Origin of the sequence: Saccharospirillum alexandrii (genome assembly GCF_043641555.1) — a bacterium.
GTDB classification, from domain to species: domain Bacteria; phylum Pseudomonadota; class Gammaproteobacteria; order Pseudomonadales; family Natronospirillaceae; genus Saccharospirillum; species Saccharospirillum alexandrii_A.
Genome location: NZ_JBHZRJ010000002.1, coordinates 624,528 through 647,562 on the forward strand (window position 1 = coordinate 624,528; position 23,035 = coordinate 647,562).

At 56.2% G+C, this 23,035-nt stretch carries 22 protein-coding genes; 11 read left to right on the top strand and 11 right to left on the bottom strand.

Annotation, left to right across the window (positions count from 1 at the left end):
- Positions 1–84: 84 nt before the first annotated feature.
- The 3 genes from ACHUE7_RS08755 to ACHUE7_RS08765 form a co-directional block, all read right to left on the bottom strand.
- Entirely contained in the window at positions 85–1,137 is a 1,053-nt protein-coding gene (locus ACHUE7_RS08755) for an MJ1255/VC2487 family glycosyltransferase (RefSeq protein ID WP_394169629.1), read from the bottom strand.
- Positions 1,137–1,676, bottom strand: a complete 540-nt coding sequence (locus tag ACHUE7_RS08760; RefSeq protein WP_394169630.1) for a phosphatase PAP2 family protein — start codon at positions 1,674–1,676, stop codon at positions 1,137–1,139. The genes ACHUE7_RS08755 and ACHUE7_RS08760 overlap by 1 nt, the downstream gene beginning before the upstream one ends.
- A 90-nt stretch (positions 1,677–1,766) precedes the next feature.
- On the bottom strand, positions 1,767–2,204 hold the full coding sequence (locus ACHUE7_RS08765; RefSeq protein ID WP_348475589.1) for an HIT family protein: 438 nt from the start codon (positions 2,202–2,204) through the stop codon (positions 1,767–1,769).
- Between the two features lie 112 nt (positions 2,205–2,316).
- Here ACHUE7_RS08765 and ACHUE7_RS08770 point away from each other — a divergent pair, with 112 nt between their 5' ends.
- The 6 genes from ACHUE7_RS08770 to ACHUE7_RS08795 all read left to right on the top strand — a co-directional run bounded on the left by ACHUE7_RS08770 (position 2,317) and on the right by ACHUE7_RS08795 (position 11,619).
- Positions 2,317–3,438, top strand: coding sequence for a GNAT family N-acetyltransferase (locus tag ACHUE7_RS08770; RefSeq protein ID WP_394169631.1), 1,122 nt, complete (start codon positions 2,317–2,319; stop codon positions 3,436–3,438).
- On the top strand, positions 3,435–3,854 hold the full coding sequence (locus tag ACHUE7_RS08775; protein ID WP_394169632.1) for a VOC family protein: 420 nt from the start codon (positions 3,435–3,437) through the stop codon (positions 3,852–3,854). The genes ACHUE7_RS08770 and ACHUE7_RS08775 overlap by 4 nt, the downstream gene beginning before the upstream one ends.
- 548 nt (positions 3,855–4,402) lie before the next feature.
- The gene (locus tag ACHUE7_RS08780) at positions 4,403–6,127 is read left to right on the top strand and encodes a proline--tRNA ligase (RefSeq protein ID WP_394169633.1); all 1,725 of its coding nucleotides are present in this window, start codon (positions 4,403–4,405) and stop codon (positions 6,125–6,127) included.
- A gap of 123 nt (positions 6,128–6,250) precedes the next feature.
- Entirely contained in the window at positions 6,251–6,670 is a 420-nt protein-coding gene (locus ACHUE7_RS08785; RefSeq protein WP_394169634.1) for a CBS domain-containing protein, read from the top strand.
- Between the two features lie 360 nt (positions 6,671–7,030).
- Positions 7,031–10,084 (top strand): D-2-hydroxyglutarate dehydrogenase YdiJ, encoded by a 3,054-nt coding sequence (ydiJ, locus tag ACHUE7_RS08790; RefSeq protein ID WP_394169635.1) that lies wholly within the window; start codon positions 7,031–7,033, stop codon positions 10,082–10,084.
- 182 nt (positions 10,085–10,266) lie between these two features.
- Positions 10,267–11,619 (top strand): class II 3-deoxy-7-phosphoheptulonate synthase, encoded by a 1,353-nt coding sequence (locus tag ACHUE7_RS08795; protein WP_394169636.1) that lies wholly within the window; start codon positions 10,267–10,269, stop codon positions 11,617–11,619.
- 256 nt (positions 11,620–11,875) lie between these two features.
- Here the strand turns inward: ACHUE7_RS08795 and ACHUE7_RS08800 are convergent, their stop codons facing one another.
- Positions 11,876–13,072 (bottom strand): D-alanyl-D-alanine carboxypeptidase family protein, encoded by a 1,197-nt coding sequence (locus ACHUE7_RS08800; RefSeq protein WP_394169637.1) that lies wholly within the window; start codon positions 13,070–13,072, stop codon positions 11,876–11,878.
- A 208-nt stretch (positions 13,073–13,280) separates the two neighbouring features.
- Positions 13,281–13,718: a tellurite resistance TerB family protein gene (locus tag ACHUE7_RS08805; protein WP_394169638.1), complete on the bottom strand. Its 438-nt coding sequence runs from the start codon at positions 13,716–13,718 to the stop codon at positions 13,281–13,283.
- 87 nt (positions 13,719–13,805) lie between these two features.
- On the opposite strand from ACHUE7_RS08805, the gene ACHUE7_RS08810 reads away from it, so the two are divergent.
- A complete protein-coding gene (locus tag ACHUE7_RS08810; protein ID WP_127555058.1) occupies positions 13,806–14,231 on the top strand; it encodes a DUF2721 domain-containing protein in 426 nt (141 codons plus the stop codon).
- Here the strand turns inward: ACHUE7_RS08810 and dapE are convergent.
- Positions 14,194–15,339 carry a succinyl-diaminopimelate desuccinylase gene (dapE, locus tag ACHUE7_RS08815; protein ID WP_394169639.1) on the bottom strand — a complete coding sequence of 382 codons (1,146 nt, stop codon included), beginning with the start codon at positions 15,337–15,339 and terminating at the stop codon, positions 14,194–14,196. The two genes, ACHUE7_RS08810 and dapE, sit on opposite strands and share 38 nt — an antisense overlap.
- A 140-nt stretch (positions 15,340–15,479) precedes the next feature.
- Between dapE and ACHUE7_RS08820 the strand changes: the two genes are divergently transcribed.
- Positions 15,480–15,743, top strand: coding sequence for a hypothetical protein (locus ACHUE7_RS08820; RefSeq protein ID WP_394169640.1), 264 nt, complete (start codon positions 15,480–15,482; stop codon positions 15,741–15,743).
- A complete protein-coding gene (locus tag ACHUE7_RS08825; protein ID WP_394169641.1) occupies positions 15,721–16,119 on the top strand; it encodes a hypothetical protein in 399 nt (132 codons plus the stop codon). The genes ACHUE7_RS08820 and ACHUE7_RS08825 overlap by 23 nt, the downstream gene beginning before the upstream one ends.
- A 56-nt stretch (positions 16,120–16,175) precedes the next feature.
- Here the strand turns inward: ACHUE7_RS08825 and ACHUE7_RS08830 are convergent, their stop codons facing one another.
- Positions 16,176–16,637, bottom strand: coding sequence for a cold-shock protein (locus ACHUE7_RS08830; protein WP_394169642.1), 462 nt, complete (start codon positions 16,635–16,637; stop codon positions 16,176–16,178).
- A 273-nt stretch (positions 16,638–16,910) separates the two neighbouring features.
- Here ACHUE7_RS08830 and ACHUE7_RS08835 point away from each other — a divergent pair, with 273 nt between their 5' ends.
- On the top strand, positions 16,911–17,117 hold the full coding sequence (locus ACHUE7_RS08835) for a SlyX family protein (RefSeq protein ID WP_394169643.1): 207 nt from the start codon (positions 16,911–16,913) through the stop codon (positions 17,115–17,117).
- Positions 17,118–17,202: 85 nt separating this feature from the next.
- On the top strand, positions 17,203–19,671 hold the full coding sequence (gene plsB, locus ACHUE7_RS08840; RefSeq protein WP_394169644.1) for a glycerol-3-phosphate 1-O-acyltransferase PlsB: 2,469 nt from the start codon (positions 17,203–17,205) through the stop codon (positions 19,669–19,671).
- On the opposite strand, the gene ACHUE7_RS08845 is transcribed toward plsB, so the two are convergent.
- From ACHUE7_RS08845 to ACHUE7_RS08860, 4 genes are all read right to left on the bottom strand, one after another.
- A complete protein-coding gene (locus tag ACHUE7_RS08845) occupies positions 19,668–20,459 on the bottom strand; it encodes a class I SAM-dependent methyltransferase (protein ID WP_394169645.1) in 792 nt (263 codons plus the stop codon). The genes plsB and ACHUE7_RS08845 overlap by 4 nt on opposite strands.
- Before the next feature lie 32 nt (positions 20,460–20,491).
- Positions 20,492–21,301 (bottom strand): undecaprenyl-diphosphate phosphatase, encoded by an 810-nt coding sequence (locus tag ACHUE7_RS08850; RefSeq protein ID WP_394169646.1) that lies wholly within the window; start codon positions 21,299–21,301, stop codon positions 20,492–20,494.
- A gap of 68 nt (positions 21,302–21,369) precedes the next feature.
- Positions 21,370–22,086, bottom strand: coding sequence for a tRNA (adenosine(37)-N6)-threonylcarbamoyltransferase complex dimerization subunit type 1 TsaB (tsaB, locus tag ACHUE7_RS08855; RefSeq protein WP_394169647.1), 717 nt, complete (start codon positions 22,084–22,086; stop codon positions 21,370–21,372).
- Positions 22,087–22,204: 118 nt separating this feature from the next.
- Positions 22,205–22,987 (bottom strand): hypothetical protein, encoded by a 783-nt coding sequence (locus tag ACHUE7_RS08860; RefSeq protein ID WP_394169648.1) that lies wholly within the window; start codon positions 22,985–22,987, stop codon positions 22,205–22,207.
- Positions 22,988–23,035 lie beyond the last annotated feature (48 nt).

Consider the following 23,035-nt stretch of genomic DNA (forward strand, 5'->3'; position numbering starts at 1 on the left):
TGTCAACACTGGTGGACGAACAGCCCGCAGAGCCAGCAATGGCAAGGGGCTGTCAGGAGAGAGTGGCGATGGGCCTGGCGGGCGTCAGGCCGCCTGAATGGACTGAGGGGCGCTGAATTGGACATCCTGCCAAAGCTCGGCAACCAGGTCGGCCACCGATCGGGTTGGATACTGCTGCAACCAGTCAACAATGGCCTCGGCCACGTTCGGGTAATTCACCAGTTGCCGCTCTCCGGTGGCCAGAAAATAGGCAATAGTCTCGGCGCTCAATTCCGGCATCACCTGTCCGAGACCCAGTTGCTCGAGTGCAGCAGCGTTGGACGATTGCTCCATTTGGCCGTGCAGGGGTTTAACCAGAATCCGTTTACCCAGGGCAAGCGCCTCGCTGGTCAACTCAAAACCCGCGTTGCATACCACTGAGCCACACTGGTGCAAAGACACTTTGAATCCGTCGCGGCTGAACCCCCTAACCGTTACATTGCCGTACTGCCCGGGAGTGAGATCACCACAGTGCATAACAAAACGGGTCCGCTTCAGTGGCGCCAGCAAGTTGATGATGTTGCGGCTGTTTTCAAACGGCAGATAGATCAGCACAGAATCGAGATCACCGGGCTCCGGCTGTTTTACCGGTTCGATGATGGGTGGCAGTATCTCATTGTCAAAATGATGCCAGTGTACGCCCAGCCCCAGCGTAACCGGCGCAAACCAGCGCATGATCGCCTCAGACACCACAGAGTGCCCTGCCTTGGGAATATCATGCGCAAAGGCATACTGATGCCCAATGCCAATACAAGGCACGCCTCGACGACGCGCCGCCCAGGCGACCACCGGTTCAAAATCGGTCAGCACCAGATCGTACTGCTCGGGAGACAGGGTTCGAATATCGCGCCACAAGTCGCTCATGGAGGCGTCGTTCATGGTGCGACGCATGTCAATTTTACCGTTGTGAACCTGGAAGGTCAGACCACGAAAACAATGAAAGTTGCCAAAGCCTTCCATATCAAACAGCTTTTCGCGCTCCCGGCCGGAAAAGACCCAGTCGACCTCAATACCGCGAGATGCCATTGCCTCGGCCATGACCCGAGCACGGGTAATGTGCCCATTACCGGTTCCCTGAACACCGTATAAAACCTTCATCACAGCCACCCCTGCGTTGCGAACAAACCAAGCATGCCATAACCGACCAGACTGCCCAGGCACGCGCCGACCAGGGTATCTGTGGGGAAATGCACGCCGAGAAAAATACGAGAACCGGCGACGCCTGCGGACCAGAGCAGCAGAAAGGGCAGCAAGGCGGGTAGCTGACTGGCCACCACAAACGTAAACAGGAAAGCGCCGGAAGTATGGCCGGATGGAAAACTGAACTTGTCGGAAGGAATGATAAAACTGGTGAATTCGTCCAGAGCCTGTTGCGGACGATTGCGCCGGCAGGTGTTCTTCAGCACCCAGTAGATGCTGCGCTCCAGACCAAAGGCCCAGAACGCCAGCGTCGCCAGGGCAAGGCCTGAATCGCGTTGCACCAGGGCGTAGAAAGCAAAGAACAACAGGTACATCCAGCCATCGGCCGTTCTGGACACCGCCCGGCTCAGCGCCGTCATTTGCTCGCGTCGACGCCTTGCCATGCACCAGTTAAACGTCTGGATGTCGAGATGCTGAATCGTCTGCAACCATTTCATAATAAACCTCCATCGTTCAGAGCCTTATTATTCAGCTTCAGATGTCAGCTATCTGACAATTGCGTGAACCTTCAATGACACTGGGCGGTATCAGGCCGGCGGCAACTCGGCAGGCTTGAACGTGGAGGTTTCAAATGCGGCTTGCAATTGCTCTACCCGGTGACGCAATGCATGCCGGCTGTAGGCTTTGGGCGGCACAGCGCCCCAAACGGGATTCGGCCAGGCGGCGTCGTCCTGCTTGCGCATCACATGGTGAATGTGCAATTGCGGAACGACATTCCCCAGCGCTGCGATGTTCATTTTATCGCCGTTGTAGGTAGCCATCAGGCGCTCGGCCACAAACGAGCTTTCCCAGATCAACTGTTCCTGATCGTCGACATCCAACTGGTAGATCTCGCTGATGCCCTCACGCTGAGGCACCAGAATCAGCCAGGGGTAATTGGCATCTTTCATCAGCAGAATGCGGCTGACCATCAGCGAGCCTACTTCCACACAATCATTTTGCAGTCGATAATCCAGTTCAAACATGATGTCCTCCTTCGACCGGTCATTCTACCTTAAGCGGCCCGGGCATTGCGATGTCGGCTTGGAACCTGTCTGGCTGTCCCTATAATAACCGCACGTTTTTTGGAAACCGATTATGCCAACCGTTACCTGGCACGCCCACTGGGCCGCTGCAAGCGGCGCTCAGCACAACCCATTCCTGCGGTCTTCGTTTCTATCGACACTTGAGCAAACTGGCGTTTGCAGTGAAAACTCGGGTTGGCAGCCGGAACATCTGAGCCTCAATGAAGGCGACCAGACCCTTTGGATGCCGATGTACGCTAAAACGCACTCCTGGGGCGAGTACGTTTTTGACTGGTCCTGGGCGCATGCCTATGAGCAGCACGGCCTGCCCTACTACCCAAAGCTGGTGGCGGCAATTCCCTATACCCCCTCTCAGGGACCGCGCGCTACCCAACCATTGACTGCAAGCCAGGTGACTACGCTGGCGGGCGCGATTGAAGACAGGGTTCGGGACCAGGCTTACAGCGGTGCCCATCTGCTGTTTCCGGATACTGAAACGGCCCGGCTCTGGCGTCAAACCGGCTGGGCAGAACGCTGTGATGTCCAGTTTCACTGGAAAAACCGGAATTACCGGGATTTCGACGACTTTCTTGACCGGTTCAGCTCACGTAAACGCAAGAATACCCGCAAGGAACGCCGCTCCATTGCCGACCAGGGCCTCAGTTTGCGTTGCTTTGAAGGCACCGACATCAGCCTGGACACACTGCATCGCTTTTATGTGTTTTACCACGCCACCTATCTGAAACGGGGCCGTCAGGGCTACCTGAACCGGGCGTTTTTTGAGCAATTGCTGGCCCGCCAACCTGAAACCCTGGTGCTTTTCATGGCCTACGAGGGTGAGGAAGCCGTGGCCGGTGCCCTCTGCTTTCGCGACAATACCTCGCTCTATGGTCGTTACTGGGGGTGCCTGGCCGAATACAACAACCTGCACTTTGAAACCTGCTACTACCAGGGCATCGACTACTGCATCCGCAACGGCCTGCAGCGTTTCGACCCGGGCACCCAGGGCGAGCACAAGGTTGCGCGAGGTTTCGAGCCGACTCTGACCCACTCTTTCCACTGGCTGGCACATCCGGACTTCAGAGACGCAGTGCAACGCTTTTGTGACGAAGAAGCAGAGATGGTGGCACACTACCGCCAGCAAATGATGGAAGCCCTGCCCTTTAAAGCCACCGCGGATGGAGAATCGCCATGAAGTATCTGCACACCATGATTCGCGTCACCGACCTCGACGCCTCACTGCATTTCTACTGTGACCTGCTCGGTCTGCAGGAGGTTCGCCGCAAAGACGTACCCGCCGGCAAGTTCACCCTGGTGTTTCTCGCCACCGAACCCGGCGAGCCGGAAGTCGAACTGACCTATAACTGGGAGTCGGATGAAGTGCTCGGCGGCGGCCGGAACTTTGGCCACCTGGCCTACCGCGTCGACGACATCTACGCCCTGTGCCAACACCTGCAGGACAACGGCGTCGCCATTCTGCGCCCACCCCGCGACGGCCACATGGCCTTCGTGCGCAGCCCGGACAACATCTCGATAGAGCTGCTACAAGAAGGCGACGCCCTACCCAGCCAGGAACCCTGGGCATCAATGCCCAACCAGGGCGAGTGGTAGCTGAGGGCTTAGAGCCAAGAGTCCGTGTCAGGCACCGGGTATACCTATCTGGGGTCGGCATGAACCCATCCATGGGGCCTAGACTTCGGGATGTGAATCCCATCCCTGAGATTCACCCTCCGGGCTCGCGTTGCTCGTGCTAAAACGCTCCTGGCGTTTTAGTCCATGCCTCAGACTTCCCCAGTTAGGTATACCCGGCACCTGACACTCATTTGGTTGCCAATTCCGAAACTTGGGCTCGCAATGGCTGGCCTAAAGAGAACCCAAGTTTCGGGGTTCGCCTGGGAGACTAGCGGCGGATGCCGGGTATGCTCCTGTGGGGTAGTCCGCAGCAGGGATGCTACGGCCTAGGCCCGAGACGTCGGACCGCCATTGATGGATCTACGCCGACCCCACAGGGGCATACCCGGTAACCGTCGCGGGCCATCACCTCTCAGGAGGCACGAACTCCGAAACTTGAGCTTGTAACTGCAACTGCACCACTACACCTTCAGGCGTATTGTCCCTACAATACGCCGCCAACACTCATTGCAACCCAGAGATCTCCAATGCGCGCAAGCAAGTACCTGATCGCCACCGTCAAGGAAACCCCGGCCGATGCCGTTGTTGTCAGCCACAAATTAATGCTGCGGGCCGGCATGATCCGCAAGCTGGCCTCGGGCCTGTATACCTGGTTGCCGACCGGATTGCGCGTGCTGCGTAAGGTTGAGCGCATCGTACGCGAGGAAATGGACCGTTCGGGAGCTCAGGAAGTGCTGATGCCTTCCATCCAGCCGGCTGAACTGTGGCAGGAAAGTGGTCGTTTCGACGCAATGGACGGGCTGATGCTGCGCATGAAAGATCGCCATGAGCGGGACTTTGTATTCGGCCCGACCCACGAAGAGGTCATCACCGACATCGCGCGCAATGAACTGACCAGCTACAAGCAATTGCCGGTCAATTTCTATCAGATTCAGACCAAGTTCCGTGATGAATTCCGGCCCCGCTTTGGCGTGATGCGCGCTCGCGAGTTCATCATGAAGGACGCCTACTCCTTTCACATCGAGCCGGAATCACTGCAGGCCGAATACGACAACATGTACGCCACCTACTGCCGGGTGTTTGACCGCCTTGGCCTCGACTACCGCCCGGTACTCGCCGACTCTGGCGCCATGGGCGGCGCGGCCTCGCACGAATTTCAGGTGCTGGCTGACTCCGGTGAAGACTACATCGCTTTTTCCGACAGCAGCGACTTTGCCGCCAACATTGAAATGGCCGAAGCGCTGATGCCGTCGGAACCGAGAGGCGAAGCAACAGAAGAATTACGCAAGGTTGATACACCGGATACCAAGACCATTGAACACCTGGTCACACGATTCAATCTGCCCATTGAGAAGACCATCAAAACATTGATCGTCGAAGCGGAAGACGACATTGAAGGGGGTCTGATCGCTTTAATCGTTCGTGGTGATCATGAGTTGAACGAGATCAAGGCCGAGAAGCAGCCCGGCGTCAAAGCGCCACTGACCATGGCCACTGAAGAGGCCATTCGCGCTGCCATAGGCGCCGGCCCGGGGTCACTGGGCCCGGTTGGCTTGCCAATTCCGTTGATCATCGACCGGTCCGTCAGCGTCATGTCGGATTTTGGTGCCGGTGCGAATGAAGACGACAAACACTGGTTCGGCGTCAACTGGGAGCGAGACGTCGCCCTGCCAACCGTTGCCGACTTGCGCAGCGTGGTGGAAGGTGATCCGAGCCCGGACGGCAAAGGCACCCTGCTGATCAAAAAGGGCATCGAAGTCGGCCACATTTTTCAGCTGGGCAACAAATACGCCAAGGCGCTGAATGCCACCGTGCTCGACCAGAACGGCAAGAGTCAGATCATGAACATGGGCTGCTACGGCATCGGCGTCAGCCGCATCGTCGCCGCCGCCATTGAACAAAACCACGATGAAAATGGCATTATCTGGCCCAATGCCCTGGCACCGTTCCAGGTCGGTATTGTGCCGCTCAATGCACACAAAACACCTGAGGTGATGGAAGTCGCCGAGCAACTCTATGCCGACCTGCAAGCGGCCGGCATCGAGGTATTACTGGATGACCGCGACAAGAAAACCAGCCCGGGCGTCAAGTTCGCCGATATGGAGCTGATCGGTATCCCGCACCGTCTGGTCGTTAGCGACCGCGGCCTGGCCGATGGCGAACTGGAATACAAGGCACGCGGCGCCGAAGACAAAGTGGTTCTTAAAAAAGACGACGCCATCGCTCATATTCTGAGCAGCCTGGGGCGCTGAGTTTTACAGACTCAGCACCGCCTACTAAGCTAACAACAGGGTGGCGCCCAGCGTCACCTTAACTCTGAAGCGCAACCGCACCGGCGGTTGCCCTTCACGTTAGCCTGGAAGGAGAAGCCCACCATGAAACAGGAATCCCTCACCGTTGCTGACTGCATGAGTCCGGCCCGAGTCACGATTCCGGCAACTGCAAACGTCACCGAAGCTGTGCAAATCCTGTTAAAGCACAAGATGCTCGGCTCTGCCGTTGTCGATGATCAGCACCATCTGGTTGGCTATATTTCCGAGCAGGATTGCCTCAAGCACCTGATCACCGACAGCTATTACCGCGAAAACACCACCCTGGTCTCAGACATCATGCGACACGATGTACTGACCATGTCGGGCGACATGAGCGTGATCGACCTGGCCCAGATCATGACCCAGGACAAACCCAAAAAATATCCGGTCACCGATCACCGCAAACTTATCGGTGAAATCACCCGTACTGATGTGCTCGCCGCCCTGCTGCGGCTTCGGGCCTGGCACAAAGAAACGGCCTAGAGGAGCCGCTGGCCCAGAAACTCAAGAATCAGAGTTCGCTGCAATGACAAGCGACGGGGGCTGGGGGTGCCTCTGTGGGGTAGTCCTCAGTATGGATCGGTCCGACGCCTCGGCTGCGGCCTAGGCCCGAAACGTCGGACCGCCATGGACGGATTTACGCCGACCCCACAGAGGCACCCCCGGTATCCGTTGCGGACCAATGCCTCAAAGGCAAGCCGAACTCTGATACTTGAGTTTCAGACCCGTGCTTCCCTAGCAACGTTAACCACCCTCAATTTACACCCTGGCGTCAACGGACCTCGAATTTGGCGGGTATTTCGTTAGAATACTCCCCGTCGTTGTCGCCAAGTGTCCCAGTTCATGATTCCACGCCTGAAAGATGTATCACCGGTCCAGAGCCATTATCTTGCTTTTATCGATGCCCTGCGCAAAACCGGGTTTGAGGGTGAACTGAATCCGGATTACGCCAACCGCACCGTTCTGGCGACCGATAACTCCATTTATCAGGTGTTGCCTCAGGCCGTGATCTACCCGCGCCATCGCGAAGATTTACAGCGGCTGACCCGACTGATCAGCCAGCCCGACTGGCACAGCATTGTCATCAGCCCACGCGGCGGCGGTACCGGCACCAATGGCCAATCTCTGACCGACGGCATTGTGGTCGACCTCTCCCGGCACATGAACCGGATTCTGGAAATCAACGCGGAAGAAGGCTGGGTGCGGGTCGAGGGTGGCGCGGTTAAAGACCAGTTGAATGCCGCGCTGAAGCCCCACGGCCTGTTTTTCGCACCGGAGCTGTCAACCAGTAACCGGGCCACCATTGGCGGCATGATCAATACCGATGCCAGTGGCCAGGGCTCGGTCATGTATGGCAAAACCCGGGATCACGTGCTGAATCTGAGCACTGTATTACTGGATGGCACTCTGCTGGAAACCGGGGCCCTGGACGAAACCCGTCTCGCTGAAGCCAAGGCACAGCCAGGCCTGACCGGACGAGTCCACCAGACGGTCGACGATATCCATCAGCGTCGCCAGCAAGACATCGAAGCTCGCTTTCCAAAACTGAACCGGTGTTTGACCGGCTACGACCTGGCCCATATTCGTGATGATCAGGGCCAATTCAACCTGAACAACATTCTGTGCGGCTCGGAAGGTACTCTCGGCTTTATTGTCGAGGCACGGCTGAATGTACTCAGCATTCCCAAAGTGTCTGCACTGGTTAACGTGCGATATGACAGCTTTGAAACCTCCCTGCGCGATGCACAGACACTGATGCAGGCTCGGCCGACCTCGATCGAGACGGTCGACAGCCGAGTGCTGGAACTGGCCAAGGGCGATATCGTCTGGAACACCGTGGCCGAGTACTTCCCATCGGCCGAGGGCGAGATCGTCAATGGCATCAACCTGGTCGAGTTTACGGCCGACGACGATGCCACCCTGGAGGCTGGCGTAAAACGCCTGACTGACTCCCTCGATGCGTTGCAGGGGCAACCCGGCAAGTGCAATGGCTACTCGGTGGCTTGGGGTAACAAGGCGGTCAATCAAATCTGGGGCATGCGCAAGAAATCGGTTGGGTTGCTGGGCAATGCCCAGGGCGAGGCAAGGCCTGTACCTTTTGTGGAAGATACGGCAGTACCTCCCGAAAACCTGGCCGACTTCATCATGGCGTTCCGCAAGGTCCTCGACGACGAAGGCCTGACCTACGGCATGTTCGGCCATGTTGATGCCGGTGTCTTGCACGTACGGCCAGCGCTGGACATGAAAGACCCGGAGCAAGTCAAAACGGTGCGCCGGGTGACGGATGCTGTCGTTGAGCTGGTTCAACAATACGGCGGCCTGCTCTGGGGTGAGCATGGCAAGGGCGTGCGATCCGAGTTTGCACCGGCCTTCTTTGGCGATCTGTACCCGGAATTGCAGGCGATCAAACGCGCCTTCGACCCGCACAACCAGCTCAACCCTGGAAAAATTGCCACGACAGCACCTGAACTCAAGTTGCTGGCGATCGATGCGGTGACACTGCGCGGCGACTACGACCGCACCATCCCGGTAGAAAGCTGGTCTTATCAATCCGAAGCCATGTACTGCAACGGTAACGGTGCCTGCTACAACTACGACCCGAACGACGCCATGTGCCCCTCCTGGAAAGGCACCCGCGAGCGCAAGCATTCACCCAAGGGGCGCGCCTCCCTGGTACGCGAGTGGACTCGCCTGCTCGGCGAGCAGGGGCAGAACACCCAGAGCCTGGCGGCGGCCGAAGCCCGTCGCATGCCACTGCTGCACTGGATTCCGCGCGCCTGGAATACCTGGCGCCGGGAACGGGGCGATTACGACTTCAGTAACGAAGTCTACGAGTCAATGTCGGGCTGTCTGGCCTGTAAATCCTGCACCGGCCAGTGCCCGATCAAAGTCGATGTGCCGGAGTTCCGCGCCAAGTTTTTACATCTGTATTACGGGCGCTATCTGCGCCCACTCAAGGATTACTTCATTGGCACCCTGGAATTTGTCATTCCCTGGCTGGCAAAGCGCCCCTTCAAATGGGTCTACAATGGCCTATTGGCGGCAAAACCGGTGCAATGGTTTCTGGAGCATGTCGCCGGCATGGTCGACAGCCCGCGCATACACCGCCATCAACTGGGCAGCCTGATGCACAAGCTGGGCATTGACTGGGCCGAGGCAGACATTCTTCAGGGCTTGCCGGCGGCTGAACGCGAGCGGTCTGTGGTCATCGTACAGGATGCCTTCTCCAGCTTTTTCGATACCGATACCGTGGCCGATATTCTGCGCTGCCTGCAGCAACTGGGTTTCAGAGTCTGGGTTTTGCCCTACAGAGCCAACGGCAAACCCCTGCACGTTCATGGCTTCCTGAAAACCTTCACCTGGGTTGCCAAACGGCGCCAGAGAGATTTTGCAGAGCTGGAAAAAAGCGGTATTCCACTGGTCGGTATCGACCCGTCAATGACCCTCGCTTACCGGTCGGAATACAAAAAGTACCTGGAGGGTGACGTAACGCCCGTGCTGTTGTTGCAGGAATTTTTGGGTCAACGGCTGTCACAGCTGGAATCACTGCAAAGCAGGTTTAAGCCGGGAACGGTCAAATTACTTGGCCACTGCACCGAAAAAACCAATGCTGCCGCCAGTATGAAAGACTGGCAATCGGTTTTTTCTGCCCTGGGGCTAACGCTCGAACATGAAGCGGTGGGTTGCTGCGGCATGGCCGGTACCTATGGCCACGAAACCCGCAACAAAGGCACGTCAGCCACCATTTATGATCTTTCCTGGCGCCCCTTGCTGGAAAATCAGCCAGCCGAGCAGTGGGTCGCTACCGGTTATTCATGCAGAAGCCAGGCGCAACGTCAGCAAGGTGTTACGCTAAAACATCCGCTGCAGTATCTGGCCGATCGATTTACCGGCTAACGGTCTCCCCTGACGGGGGTGACCGTTTCCAGAATCACCTGCGCGCAAACCAGCATTGCCGAATCATCAATAGCAATCGTGAATCGATCGCATAGAATGCAATGGCGTGAAATCTGCAACCGTCAGGTTACGCTGAAACACCACCCGCGAATACAACCCGGAACTGAACCAAAGGACACCTCATGACATCCTGGAGCCCTGAATCCTGGCGCCAAAAAACCATTCGCCAACTCCCCACCTACCCGGACCAGGAGGCACTGAACGCCGTTGAATCCGAACTCGCCCACCAGCCCCCGCTGGTGTTTGCCGGCGAAGCCCGTGCGCTTAAAAAGCAACTGGCACGCGTCGCCAATGGTGATGCCTTTTTATTGCAAGGCGGTGATTGCGCGGAAAGCTTCAAGGAATTCAATTCCAACCAGATTCGCGACACCTTCAAAGTGCTGCTGCAGATGGCGGTTGTGCTGACCTTTGGCGGACAAAGCCCGGTGGTCAAAATCGGCCGCATGGCGGGCCAGTTTGCCAAACCACGCTCGGCCGACGATGAAACCATCGGTGGTGTCACCCTGCCCTCCTACCGCGGCGACATCATCAACGGCATCGATTTTGACGAAGCCAGCCGCGTGCCCGACCCGGCGAGAATGCTGAAGGCCTACCACCAGTCTTCCTCAACCCTGAACCTGCTGCGCGCCTTCGCTCAGGGTGGGCTGGCCGACCTGCATCAGGTACACCAGTGGAACCTGAGTTTCGTCGACAAAAGCCCCCAGGGCGAACGCTACCAGCATCTGGCCGACATGATCGACGACACCCTGGCGTTCATGAGCGCCTGTGGGATCTCTCCGGACAACACGCCGCAGATCCGCGAGACCCAGTTTTTCACGTCTCACGAAGCGCTGCTGCTGCCCTACGAACAGGCCCTGACCCGTCAGGACAGCCTGACCGGCGACTGGTACGATTGCTCAGCGCACATGCTCTGGATCGGCGACCGCACGCGTCAGCTCGACAGCGCCCACGTCGAATTCTGCCGTGGCATTCACAACCCGCTCGGGTTGAAGGCAGGCCCCAGTACCGACCCGGAAGACCTGATCCGACTGATCGATATTCTCAACCCAAACAACGAACCAGGCCGATTGAACCTGATCGTGCGCATGGGCGCCGACAAAATCGCCGACCATTTCCCGGCCCTGTTGCAGCGAGTAAAAGCGGAAGGTCGAAACGTGGTCTGGAGCAGCGACCCGATGCACGGCAACACCATTAAAACCGGCAACGGCTACAAAACACGCGCCGTTGATTCGATTCTCTCGGAAGTAAAAGACTTCTTCCAGATTCACCGGGCCGAAGGCACACACGCCGGCGGGGTTCACTTTGAAATGACCGGCCGCAACGTAACCGAGTGCATTGGCGGTGCTTTCGAGATCACCGAACACGACCTGGCAGAACGCTACCACAGCCACTGCGACCCCAGGCTGAATGCCGACCAGGCACTGGAACTGTCGTTTCTGATTGCTGATGCGGTGAAGCAGGCGAGAAAGGGATAAAACCTGTAGTTTCGGGTTTAAGCGGAAGAAGTTGCAACCCAAAACTGAGTGTCATCTGCCGGGTAGGTCTATCCGGGGTAGTCTGAGGCATGGATGCCGAAGCCTAGGCCCGAGACGTCGGACCGCCATGGATAGGTTTACGCCGACCCCGGATAGACCTACCCGGTGGATGACACGGGCTGCCGACTCAAGATTGTCCGTGCCTGAAGTATAAAAAAAGCGGGCTCAGCCCGCTTTTTTTAACATGTCTTGTATCTCAAACAACCCGAATATGCCACGGCTCATAACGCACGCCGTATTCATTGTCAGTGGTGTAGCGGATCTTGACGAAACCCAGATCCTGAAGTCTTTTGAATTCGTCAGTCTGAGCAAAATCGGCGGTAAAGTTGCTCAAACCGCCGTTAACCCGGCCCACGTCGAAATCGCCAATGGCATGGTAGGAATGGCCCGGGGGTGCCAGAGAGCGAGAGGCACGCGACAAATTCCCCTCCGCCTGCACCGCTTTGGCCATAAACAGGTGATATTGCTTGACCACACCGCGCACGCCGCTGGTCAACAACAGCGTATCCCCTACTTTCTCACGAACTTTATCGTAGAAGGCTTCCGAGTCGCCGCGCAGCAAATAGTGCCCGCTGCCGGGAATCTTGGAAATGTCATTTTCTGCGTAACTGTGTGTCAGGTCAGAGATCACCCGCTCGCCAAAAAACCCCAGGCGTGAGACATCGTCGTAGAAAAGTTTTTCCAGGTAATCGAGTTCTGCCGTCGGAAAATCGCCGATGCGTGGCTGATAACGGGCATAACGCAGCATGTCATCGAACGACAACACGTTGAAATGGCCATGACCGACATAGGACTGAACCCGGTTTAAACGCTCAAGAGCCGATACCAGAGTCGTATACTCAGTGTCTGTCATCAACACGTCATCGGAAAAGTCGTATTCGAAATGCTCGACTTTCTGGCGCACTCGTTCTGCTTCGTCTTCCACTTCAGCAACGTATACCGGGGCTTCCACCGCTGCAGCGGTTTCATCCAACACCGGGCCTTCTGGCTGCGCGGGTGTCATGGTGGCGAAGTCGGGTGTCAGGGTGTTTGAAATGGCCGGCTGTGGTGACACTGCCGCTACTGCCTCGGACGAGGCAGGCACTGTCAGGCCGGTAGCCTCATTGGGTGTTTCATAACGTGGACCCATCGATTGCATGGCCCTGGCCGGCTGGGCATAGCTGAGCCCTTCACGATCAGGCGCCGCCGCAAAGGGCGTCGCACTGTGTGACACCGCTTCATCAACCAGGGGAGCCCCTTTCAAGGCTTGTTCTACCGCAGCTTTTGCCTGCTCGGCCTCGGTCGGACCCCAAACCTTGGACGAACGCCGTATCATGTCAACGGAGGCATAGCCTGTTCCAACTAACACTGCCGATGCAGACAGCGTCTGGTACAGGAATTGTCTTCGATTCACGCATGTACTCCAGAAAATGATGTATCAGGCACATTAACCATGCTTGATGGCGGCCGGAGCGCTCTAATCTTTAGTATGAGACACCGGTCACAGCGCAGTATCGGCTGCCTTTACGCTATTTGCAACGCACCGCTACCTATTGAAGTAATAAATTAAATACTTGATTCGAAACAGGGGCCAAGGTGTCAATAATTTGTCTGATGTGGGGTCAATCTACCTCCATAGCCAGGTGCTTTGCCCTGATAAAGTGGCTGTGGTGCAAATACAGAAGGTCAGACAGACGCCGGATCATGTGATCTTCATGCTTGTCGATCACTCCATCGGCCAGGGCCGTGCGCCATAGATCGACCATCAGATCCATTTTTTCATCGACGCTCAGCTGCTCATTCAGTAACTTGGTAAACTGATACAGATCGTGACTGTCTGCGTGGGTTTGCCGGGCACGGGTAACCAGAGCCTGAATGTCCTCGCGCGGTTCTCCGGTGCGATCCATCAACCGTTCAACAATGGCCGCCTGTTCACGGGTGTCCGGGTCGTGATCGGACATCATGATCTCGACCATAAGCACGGTAATGGCTTCTTCCACGGTCAATTCGGGAATAGGCTCTTCGGGAGTATCAAACCAGGCCATGATTTTGGATAACATAGCGACCTCTTCGTCTTTATTCACGTTTCTGACCGGTGGCCTCCGGGCATCGCATTGGAAATGCTAACACTGGAGTCTAGCAAGCAGATGAATCTGACCACACCGGCTTTACTGTTTCCGGCCATTTCCCTGTTGTTATTGGCTTACACCAATCGTTTTCTGGTCATTGCCCAGCTTATTCGATCCCTCTACAAGCAAAATGCGGAACACCCGGACCGGGATTTGCGCGAACAAATCCTGCATCTGAAAGTCCGGATCATCGCCATTCGGCGCATGCAGGTACTGGGCATCATTGCGTTCATCTTTTGTGTACTGTCGATGCTGTTGCTGTTTTTGCAGCTACCTGGCCCCGGCACCGTGCTGTTTGCAGCCTCACTGGTATTGCTGGTGGCTTCACTGGGTTTCAGCCTGTACGAGGTACAGATCAGTGGCCAGGCACTGCAACTGCAGCTTAAAGGTCTGCAGGACCCTGCTGCTACGACGCAGCCGGGTCCGTCAGCAAATTCTCCATAATCGCCAGATACAAGTCTGTCAGGGTATCCAGATCGGCAATGGATACGCACTCGTTCACCTTATGGATGGTCGCGTTGACCGGGCCAAGCTCCACAACCTGGGCGCCGGTCGGGGCAATAAATCGCCCGTCCGACGTGCCACCGGCGGTCGATAACTCGGTGGCAAACCCCTGCACCTGTTCAACGGCAGCGGTTGCGGCTTGAACCAAAGCACCGCGGTCGGTGAGAAACGGATGCCCTTTAACTTCAAACCGCAAATCATAGTCGAACCCCTGCTGATCGAGCAGTGCCCGGGTACGTTGCTGCAATTGTTCGACCGAGACTTCAGTACTGAACCGGAAACTGAACATGATCTCGGCATCACCCGGAATCACGTTGGTGGCACCTGTGCCGGATTTGATGTTGGAAATCTGAAAGCTGGTCGCCGGGAAATAGTCATTGCCCTGGTCCCAGACTTCGGTGCTCAGCGCGGCAATCGCTGGTGCCGCCAAATGCACCGGGTTCTTGGCCAGGTGCGGGTAAGCCACGTGCCCCTGAACACCCTTTACCGTCAAATACCCGAGCATGGAACCACGCCGGCCGTTTTTGATGGTATCGCCCACTACAGCAGTACTGGATGGCTCACCAACCACCGCCCAGTCAATCTGCTCTCCCCGTTCGGTCAGGGTTTCGACAACCCGGACGGTGCCGTTATAGGCATCGCCCTCTTCATCCGAGGTGATCAGAAACGCCAGCCGCCCCTGATGCGCCGGGTGACGTGCCGCAAACCGCTCGGCGGCGACGACCATAGCAGCCAGACTGCCTTTCATGTCGGCTGCACCACGACCGTACAGCATGCCCTCATGTTCCGTCGGTTCAAACGGCGGAAATGTCCATTTAGAGGCCTCGCCAGTCGGTACAACATCGGTGTGGCCTGCAAACACCAGCAACGGCTGGCCATCACCATGAACCGACCACAGGTTATCGACGTCTTCGAACCGCATTGACTCGTTCGTGAACCCAACGGCCGCCAGTCGCTCGGCCATTAAAGTCTGACACCCCTTGTCGTCGGGGGTTACCGAGGCGCTTGAAATCAGTTCTTTTGCCAGAGTCAGCGTTGCAGAGGACATAGACGACCTTTTTACGAATAGAATGATGGCGCGTATGATACGGGTAAATGACCCGGGCGTTAACCGGCCCGTTCAACCCTGGAGTACCGCACTCAGCAATGACCGCTCCACCTTCCCGGCGAACCCGATGGTATCATTGGTTGAAAGCCCGAACGCCCGAGCCTGAGGTCGCGTTGAAACGCTTTACCACGGGTGGCTTTGTGTTTTGTGCTGGCCTTATGGTGATATTGCTGGCGGACGCCATGCTCACGCCCACTCTGCAGCAGGAACTGACAACGTTGCTGGGCCTGTTGCTAATGGGGCTGGGTTCCTTTTTCGCGCTGATGGGTTATCTGGCCATCAGCCTGTTACCCATACTGCTGTTCTTACTGGAGCCTTCGCATGACCGAAGCGACCGACATTGAAATATACATTGCCAGCACCTCCGCCGACGCTCTGAAAAGCTGGCTTGCAGAACAACTGGACGAGGTAGAACCTGCCAAACGCCAGCCGGGAATGCCCAAAAATGCCGTAGCGATGACCGGCTACTGGCACGGCCAGTCATTTTCTATTCTCGTGCTCGAACGAGTGGTTGGTCGGTTCACCAGCCTGTGGTTGAACAGCAGTGACCTTCCCTGGTCTGACGACGCGGCCTGTGCCCGCGCCGCCAGTGAACAGTTCAATCAGGAAACCCGCATTGCTGCCGGCGGCTGGACTGAATCTGACGATCCCGATGCCTGGGTGCAAATCATGCCGGATGGCACAGAAACCGCCATCAACTGGAAAACCGGCCAGGTATAAAACAGGCACAAAAAAGGCGGGTTAAACCCGCCTTTTTTGTGCTTGAATGCCGCGATTTATCGTTGCCGAACCACAGTGACATCTTCAGCCTGCAAGCCTTTTGTACTCTCGACCACGCCAAATTTCACGCGCTGGCCTTCCTGCAGTGAACGATGGCCTCTTCCGCGAATGGACCTGAAATGCACAAAGACATCTTCCTGGTTATCCCGGGTAATAAACCCAAACCCCTTGCTGACATTAAACCACTTGACGATGCCTTCTTCGCGATCATCTTTTTCGGCTTGTCCCAACAGCGGCTGAGCCATATATTGCGCCAGAACGGCCAGCACGCACACCACAATCAACACCGCTGCAAACGCCGACCATTCTGCCCCACTGACCTGGCTGTTAGTCAGTTCGGCCAGAGTCATGTCGCTACCGACACCAGACAGAACCAGGGCGGCGGCCAGAATCACCGGTGCCGGAAGGGCTACCAGCAGCGCCACGCCGGCACGAATCAAAAATATTCTTGCGTTCATAATTACCACTCAACTGTTCGAATTGTTGTCATTTTTACGCTCAATCCCTGGATACGCTGTTATTATAAGTAGACTGTTGCTGTAAGTAGATTACTTCTATCAACACCTGGCACCAAACGGATGGCAATGGCTACCCAGGCAGATTCCACTGCAAAACCGCCGTGACTGAGCTTCCTGCTCGATACCCCGGGGGCAAAAATGCCCGCGATCTGTCACCGCAAAGCCCGTCATAATGCCAAAAATCACGCCAAAAACCAGCCCCGGACCACGATTATGAACCAGCAAGACCGCCTGACAGACCTGGAAATACGTTTAACCCACCAGGACGACACTATCGACCAGTTGAATCAGGTCATCGCCGATCAGCAACAACAACTGTCCCGCCTCGAGCTCGCCCTGCAACGCCTGGCTGCGGAACATCAGGATCTCAAAGACGGCCTGTCACCCGATATTGTCGACCAGCCACCGCCACATTACTGAGTGCCGGTTAACCGGGCGGTTCTGCGTTTTTGCCTGGGTTGAGGTAAACTAGCGCCACTACATTCTGGCAGGCAGGTGCCCCTCTATGCGTTCGTTGCTCGATATGATCAGTCGCTGTGTTCAAAGCGTCTTGTTTTTATGGGTCAGAACCGACAACAAACCCGCCAGGGTGGACTTGAATGCCCTCACCCAGGCCACGCCGGTGGTTTATGTGCTGGAACAACAGTCCACTGCCGATGCAATGGTGCTCGACCATCAGTGCCGTAAGCTGGGGTTACCCGATCTGTCGCGACGCCTAAAATTACCGGGCCTTGAAGGCAGCCGACCATTAATCAGCATTCATGCGCGGCGCTCTGTACTGAGGCGTCATCGCAGCGGTGTCGCACCGCTCATTCAGCCCATGCTGAATTACCTGACTGAAAACCCCGACGAAGATATTCTGCTGGTGCCGGTTGCCCTGTTCTGGGGCCGCGGCGCACGCAAAAGCAATAACCTTCTCAAGGTGCTGTTCAGCTCGAACTGGAATCTGGCTGGCCGCCTTAAAAAGTTGTTTACGGTGCTGATTAATGGCCGCAACACCTATTTTGAAATTAACGAACCGGTGTCATTACGCCAACTGGTTAACGACGAACCGGATACCGATATTGCCAGCCGCAAGGTCGCCCGGGTGTTACGCGTGCATTTTCGCCGCGTCCGCACGGCGGTCATCGGGCCAGACCTGTCTCACAAGCGCGTACTGGTTAGCCACCTGCTGCATACAGCGCCGGTTCGCAAAGCGATTGAAAACCATGCTGCAGCCAAGGGCATCAGCCGTGAAAAAGCCGAACGTCTGGCTCAGAAGCACGCCAATACCATCGCGGCTGATGTTTCCTACAACGTTATCCGTTTTCTCGATGTCATTCTGACCTGGCTGTGGAATAAAATTTTCAACGGCGTACAGGTCAATGGCCTTGAACCGGTAAAGAAGCTGGCTGAAGACCATGAGATCGTCTACGTGCCCTGTCACCGAAGCCATCTCGACTATCTGTTGTTGAGTTATACCCTCTATTATCAGGGCTTGAACGTGCCTCACATCGCGGCCGGCGAAAACCTGAACATGCCGGTTGTTGGCGCTTTGCTGCGTCGTGGCGGGGCCTTCTTTATTCGTCGTAAATTCGGTGGCGACAAACTCTATACGGCCGTTTTCAACGAATACATGCACTCGGTGTTCTCCCGGGGCTATCCGGTAGAGTATTTTGTGGAAGGTGGCCGTTCACGCACCGGCCGGATGCGCACTCCAGCGACGGGAACACTGGCAATGACAGTACGCAGCCATCTGCGGGATCACAACAGGCCCATCGTTTTTATTCCGATATACATCGGCTACGAAAAAGTGTTTGAATCTCGTTCCTATCTCGGCGAATTGCAGGGTCAGGAAAAGAAAAAAGAGAATCTGTTCGATCTGGTCAAATCAGTACGTCGTCTGAAAAATTACGGACAGGTTTTCCTGAACATAGGTGAGCCACTGCACTTAAACACCCTGCTGTCTACGCTTCAACCCGGCTGGGATCAACACAGCTACGGACCAGACGACCGACCCAGCTGGATGGTGCCTTTTGTCGACGAACTGTCACGCACCGTGGTCACCCGCATCAATTCAGCCGCCGCACTGAACCCGATCAACCTGGTCGCCCTGACACTGCTGGCCACGCCCCGACAAGCCATGGATGGAGAATTGTTACAGCAACAATTAACGTTGTTAACGGAACTGCAACAACACCTGCCTTACGATACCCACATCACCTTGCCAGAAGGCGATGCCAAACAGTGGGTCGACTATACCGAGCAAATGGGCATGTTGCGGCGTATCCCCCAGAAGCTGGGTGACCTTTTTGGTCTGGACAGTCAGAACGCGGTACTGATGTCCTATTATCGCAACAACGTCCAGCACCTCTACGCCATTCCGGCACTGGTCGCTGCATTGCTCGGGCAGGGCCAGGGCATCAGCCTCGACAAGCTCAGAGAGCGAGTCGGCCTGATTTACCCCTATTTGCAAAGCGAACTCTTTCTCGCTCCCAGCGTTGAGGAAGCCCAGCATCAGGTGCCAGTCTGGATCGACTTCTTTCACCAGGCCGGCCTGATACATTGCCAGGAAGATCGCTGGTTTGCCTCTCTGATGGGCACCGCCAGCCGGCTGAAACTCGAACTGCTGGCAGCCATAATGGTGCCGACACTGGAACGTTACCTGCTGACGTTGGCCGTACTGATTCGCGCCGGTTCGGGCGAGGCAACCAGCACCGAAGTGGAAAATCAATCGCAACAGATGGCACAGCGTCTGTCAGTGCTCAATGGCTTGAATGCCCCTGAGTTTTTTGACAAGGCCCTGTTCAAGAATTTCCTGCAGACCCTGAAAGCCCGGCAGGCAATCACGGTCAATGATCAGCATTGTCTGGAATTCGATGACCGCATCCTGAACATTGTACTGGCCTCTGACAGCGTGGTGCCTGCCCAGGTGTTGTACTCAATCATGCAGGTGACCGGGCTGCGCGAAGGCGACGAGGAACGCAGCACTTAAGTCGCCGGGTCGTGGCCTTGCGTAATGGACCTGAGCGGATAGATGTCGAAGCGGCTGCTTTTACCGGCGAGCACCATTCCGGGCGCATTTCCGGCCAGGGGAGGCGCAATCCGTGGGCGTTTCACCACCACCCGACGCTGTGCACAGGCCAACGCCGGTGCCAGCAAGGCATCCGCATCTTCATCGGCACCCACCAGTGAATGAAACAGCGCCATGTCTTTTTTTACCGCCGCTTTGCTGCGGCGCTCGGGAAACATAGGGTCCAGATACACGACATCGGGAGATACCCTGTTCGTATGGCCATCCAGCGTGCCTGAAAGCAGGCTCATTCGTTCAAACACGGGGTCGCCGCTGCTGCGAGCCCGCTCCAGACCGTCACTCAATAACAACCGTACGACGGGGTGTCGCTCCAGCATAATAACGGTCGCGCCCAGGCTGGCGAGCACAAAGGCATCCCGACCAAGGCCCGCCGTGGCATCCAGAACCAGCAGGTCTTTGCGCTGATGCAACCCGACAGCCCGGGCGATGGCCTGAGACCGCCCCCCTCCGTACTGTTGGCGATGACGCGCTGCGCCACTGACAAAATCGACACTGACAGGATGCTGCTTTGGTGTTTCACCGCTGGCCAAGCCCAGTGCACCTTCAACAACGGTCAAATAAAGTCCGGTTGGTCGCGCCGTCACCTTTCGGCACAAGACGGCAAGTTGGGGTTCCGTCTGCGGGACCGCCAGCTTACCGGACTCACCCGCTTCGATGTAAAAGTCTATCCAGTGCGTGGGTTCGGTCATAGGTTATTGGCTGTACCGCTGCAGGTGTCGAATCACAGTGAAAAATAGATAAAAAACAATACGCCGCCCAGCACAAAGCGATATAGCACAAACGGGAAAAAGCCAATTTGCTCAATCCACTTCAGAAAAAGCGCAATGCAGGCATAGGCACTGACAAAGGAGAGCACTGTTCCTACGAACAGTTGGTTCCAGTACACCAGATCCGGTTGTTGAATCAGACTGATAGTTTTCAACACGCCGGCCGCAAAGATCAACGGTATGGACAACAAAAAGCTGAACCGGGCCGCGTCTTTCTTGCCATAACCGAGCGCCATTGCGGCGGTCATGGTAATGCCGCTGCGCGAGGTTCCCGGAATCAGTGCAATGGCCTGCGCCAAACCAATCAACACCGTATGTTTCCAGTTTAACTGGCCGAGGGTTCGCGTTTCTGCCACGCCAACATCCGACCACCACAAGGCTGCACCGAACAGACTGGTGGTGATGGCGATCACCAGAATACTGCGCAAGTGAGTCTCGATTTGATCCTGAAACAGATAGCCAAATATCACCGCAGGAATGGTTGCCAGAATAATCCACCAGGCCAGCGTCCGTTCGCTGGCATCGTGCGGACGACGCGCCAGATGCAAGCTCCAGTGCAACAGCATGCGGCCTACATCGACACGAAAATACCAAAGCACCGCCAGCAGGGAGCCGACATGTACAGCAACATCGAAAGCCAATCCCTGATCGGGCCAGCCCAGTAACTGCGACGGCAATATCAGGTGAGCTGAGCTGGAAATGGGTAGAAATTCGGTGATTCCCTGAATCAGAGCCAGAACAATGATTTGCAGCTCAGACAGCATGTACGCATCCCTAATGTGTTAAAGACCGCCTCGAGCACCGAAGACGGTCAAATTGTGAATAAAACCGGTTACTCACCGACTTTGGGTTTGTTATCCCAGGTTACCTTGTCACGCAAATACACCGGCAGAGCATGCTCGGGGGCAACGCTCACAGTGGGGTCACGTTGCAGCAACGCCAAAGCCAGTTCAGCGCCCCAGATCGCTCTGGGCAACGTCAGGGTTGAAGGTTGCAGCGCCAGACAGGCACTCCAGGTATCACTGAAGCCGTAGTCAGTTTGCCAGCCATTCCCTGCCAATCGGGTGAACGCCATGGATTCAGTATCGGGTGGCGACGGTAACTGATAAGGCGTAATCAGCAATTCTTCACCCTGCAATACGGGAAGCCCCTGCTCGACCTGGTACCGGGCAACATACAGTTCGCGCATGCGCGCATCCAGCGCAACCCAGAGTTGTCTGACATCGGGATCGGCGTGACTTGCTTCCATTGCGAGTGTCTGCAGCGTACTAACCGGAATGACACCGCAATCGGCACCCAGTGCGATACCCTGAGCAATGCCGGCCGCTATGCGAATGCCGGTAAACGAACCAGGCCCACGCCCATATACAACTGCGTCCAGGCTGGTTCGCGCCCATCCCGACTCGGCAATCAACTGGTCGAGTAAGGGCAGTATTTGGCGTGCATGTTGTCTTGGCAGGCTCTGATGACACTGAAAGACGGTGTCACCGTCTTTCAAAGCCAGTGAGCAAAAATCACCCGTGGTGTCGATGGCCAGAAGTCGTGTCATAGGATCGAACCCTGAAAAGCCGGGAGTTTAGCACAGCGCAGACCTTCCTCAGAATACAAAAAAGCCACCTTTCGGTGGCTTTTCGCGACATTTTAATCGGTCAGAAAGGAGGGGCTACTCAGCTTGCTGCTGCCGCCTTCGCTTTTGGCGGACGACCCGGGCCCGGCCGACGGCCACGCTTCTTCGGGCCCGGCTTTTGCTTCGCGGCTTCTTTCTTGGCAAGTGACTTGACCTTTGCCTTGATTTTGCGTGCCGCTGCCTTGCTCTTGGCTTCTTCTTTGGCGCGGAAAACCTTCAATTTTTTGGCATCCTTACGGACCCGTGCCTGACGCCACTTGGATTCAAATTTGGCGATTTCTTTCGCCAGATCTTCTTCCTGCTTGGCAGCCAGACTCATTTCGAATTCAGCCGCTTTCAGTTCAACCTTGGCTTTCAGCTCTTCAGCCTGGGCTTCGATTTCAGCAACTTTATGATCGAATTTGGCCGCTTTTACGGTCTGCTTCAATTTGGCAACGGCTTCTTTGGCTGCCTTTTCCTGGGCTGTGGCTGTATCCAGCGCACGCTTAGCGGCAGCAGACTTAACGGTTGCAACCTTGGTTTTAGCGGTGGCCTTTTTGGCTACAGCTGCATCCAGTTTCGCTTGCGCTTTCACCAGATCGGCTTCGGCTTTATCGAGTTTCTTGGCGGCTGACACAACGGCCGTATTTACTGCAGAGGCAGTAACCGTTGCTGCCGCACGAGGACGACCCGGCGCTTTCTTGGCCGCTGCTTTCTTGGCAGGTGCTTTTTTAGCAGTGGTTTTCTTGGCAGGTGTCTTACGTGCTACTGATTTTTTGGCAGTGCGTTTTGCACCGGGCTTTGGGCCACGCTTGGCGGCAGTTTTCTTTTTGGCAACAGCCATGGGTATCTCCTTCTCATTTATTACTTTGGCATCTGGAATGAAAACTCA

What these genes read in the sequence shown, in the direction of transcription:
- tsaB (WP_394169647.1), bottom strand. Translation starts at nt 22,086, where the DNA reads ATGACACGACTTCTGGCCATCGACACCACGGGTGATTTTTGCTCACTG.
- ACHUE7_RS08805 (WP_394169638.1), bottom strand. Translation starts at nt 13,718, where the DNA reads ATGTTATCCAAAATCATGGCCTGGTTTGATACTCCCGAAGAGCCTATT.
- ACHUE7_RS08860 (WP_394169648.1), bottom strand. Translation starts at nt 22,987, where the DNA reads ATGGCTGTTGCCAAAAAGAAAACTGCCGCCAAGCGTGGCCCAAAGCCC.
- plsB (WP_394169644.1), top strand. Translation starts at nt 17,203, where the DNA reads ATGCGTTCGTTGCTCGATATGATCAGTCGCTGTGTTCAAAGCGTCTTG.
- ACHUE7_RS08835 (WP_394169643.1), top strand. Translation starts at nt 16,911, where the DNA reads ATGAACCAGCAAGACCGCCTGACAGACCTGGAAATACGTTTAACCCAC.
- ACHUE7_RS08830 (WP_394169642.1), bottom strand. Translation starts at nt 16,637, where the DNA reads ATGAACGCAAGAATATTTTTGATTCGTGCCGGCGTGGCGCTGCTGGTA.
- ACHUE7_RS08785 (WP_394169634.1), top strand. Translation starts at nt 6,251, where the DNA reads ATGAAACAGGAATCCCTCACCGTTGCTGACTGCATGAGTCCGGCCCGA.
- ACHUE7_RS08775 (WP_394169632.1), top strand. Translation starts at nt 3,435, where the DNA reads ATGAAGTATCTGCACACCATGATTCGCGTCACCGACCTCGACGCCTCA.
- dapE (WP_394169639.1), bottom strand. Translation starts at nt 15,339, where the DNA reads ATGTCCTCTGCAACGCTGACTCTGGCAAAAGAACTGATTTCAAGCGCC.
- ACHUE7_RS08780 (WP_394169633.1), top strand. Translation starts at nt 4,403, where the DNA reads ATGCGCGCAAGCAAGTACCTGATCGCCACCGTCAAGGAAACCCCGGCC.
- ACHUE7_RS08755 (WP_394169629.1), bottom strand. Translation starts at nt 1,137, where the DNA reads ATGAAGGTTTTATACGGTGTTCAGGGAACCGGTAATGGGCACATTACC.
- ACHUE7_RS08760 (WP_394169630.1), bottom strand. Translation starts at nt 1,676, where the DNA reads ATGAAATGGTTGCAGACGATTCAGCATCTCGACATCCAGACGTTTAAC.
- ACHUE7_RS08765 (WP_348475589.1), bottom strand. Translation starts at nt 2,204, where the DNA reads ATGTTTGAACTGGATTATCGACTGCAAAATGATTGTGTGGAAGTAGGC.
- ACHUE7_RS08795 (WP_394169636.1), top strand. Translation starts at nt 10,267, where the DNA reads ATGACATCCTGGAGCCCTGAATCCTGGCGCCAAAAAACCATTCGCCAA.
- ACHUE7_RS08845 (WP_394169645.1), bottom strand. Translation starts at nt 20,459, where the DNA reads ATGACCGAACCCACGCACTGGATAGACTTTTACATCGAAGCGGGTGAG.
- ydiJ (WP_394169635.1), top strand. Translation starts at nt 7,031, where the DNA reads ATGATTCCACGCCTGAAAGATGTATCACCGGTCCAGAGCCATTATCTT.
- ACHUE7_RS08770 (WP_394169631.1), top strand. Translation starts at nt 2,317, where the DNA reads ATGCCAACCGTTACCTGGCACGCCCACTGGGCCGCTGCAAGCGGCGCT.
- ACHUE7_RS08810 (WP_127555058.1), top strand. Translation starts at nt 13,806, where the DNA reads ATGAATCTGACCACACCGGCTTTACTGTTTCCGGCCATTTCCCTGTTG.
- ACHUE7_RS08850 (WP_394169646.1), bottom strand. Translation starts at nt 21,301, where the DNA reads ATGCTGTCTGAGCTGCAAATCATTGTTCTGGCTCTGATTCAGGGAATC.
- ACHUE7_RS08825 (WP_394169641.1), top strand. Translation starts at nt 15,721, where the DNA reads ATGACCGAAGCGACCGACATTGAAATATACATTGCCAGCACCTCCGCC.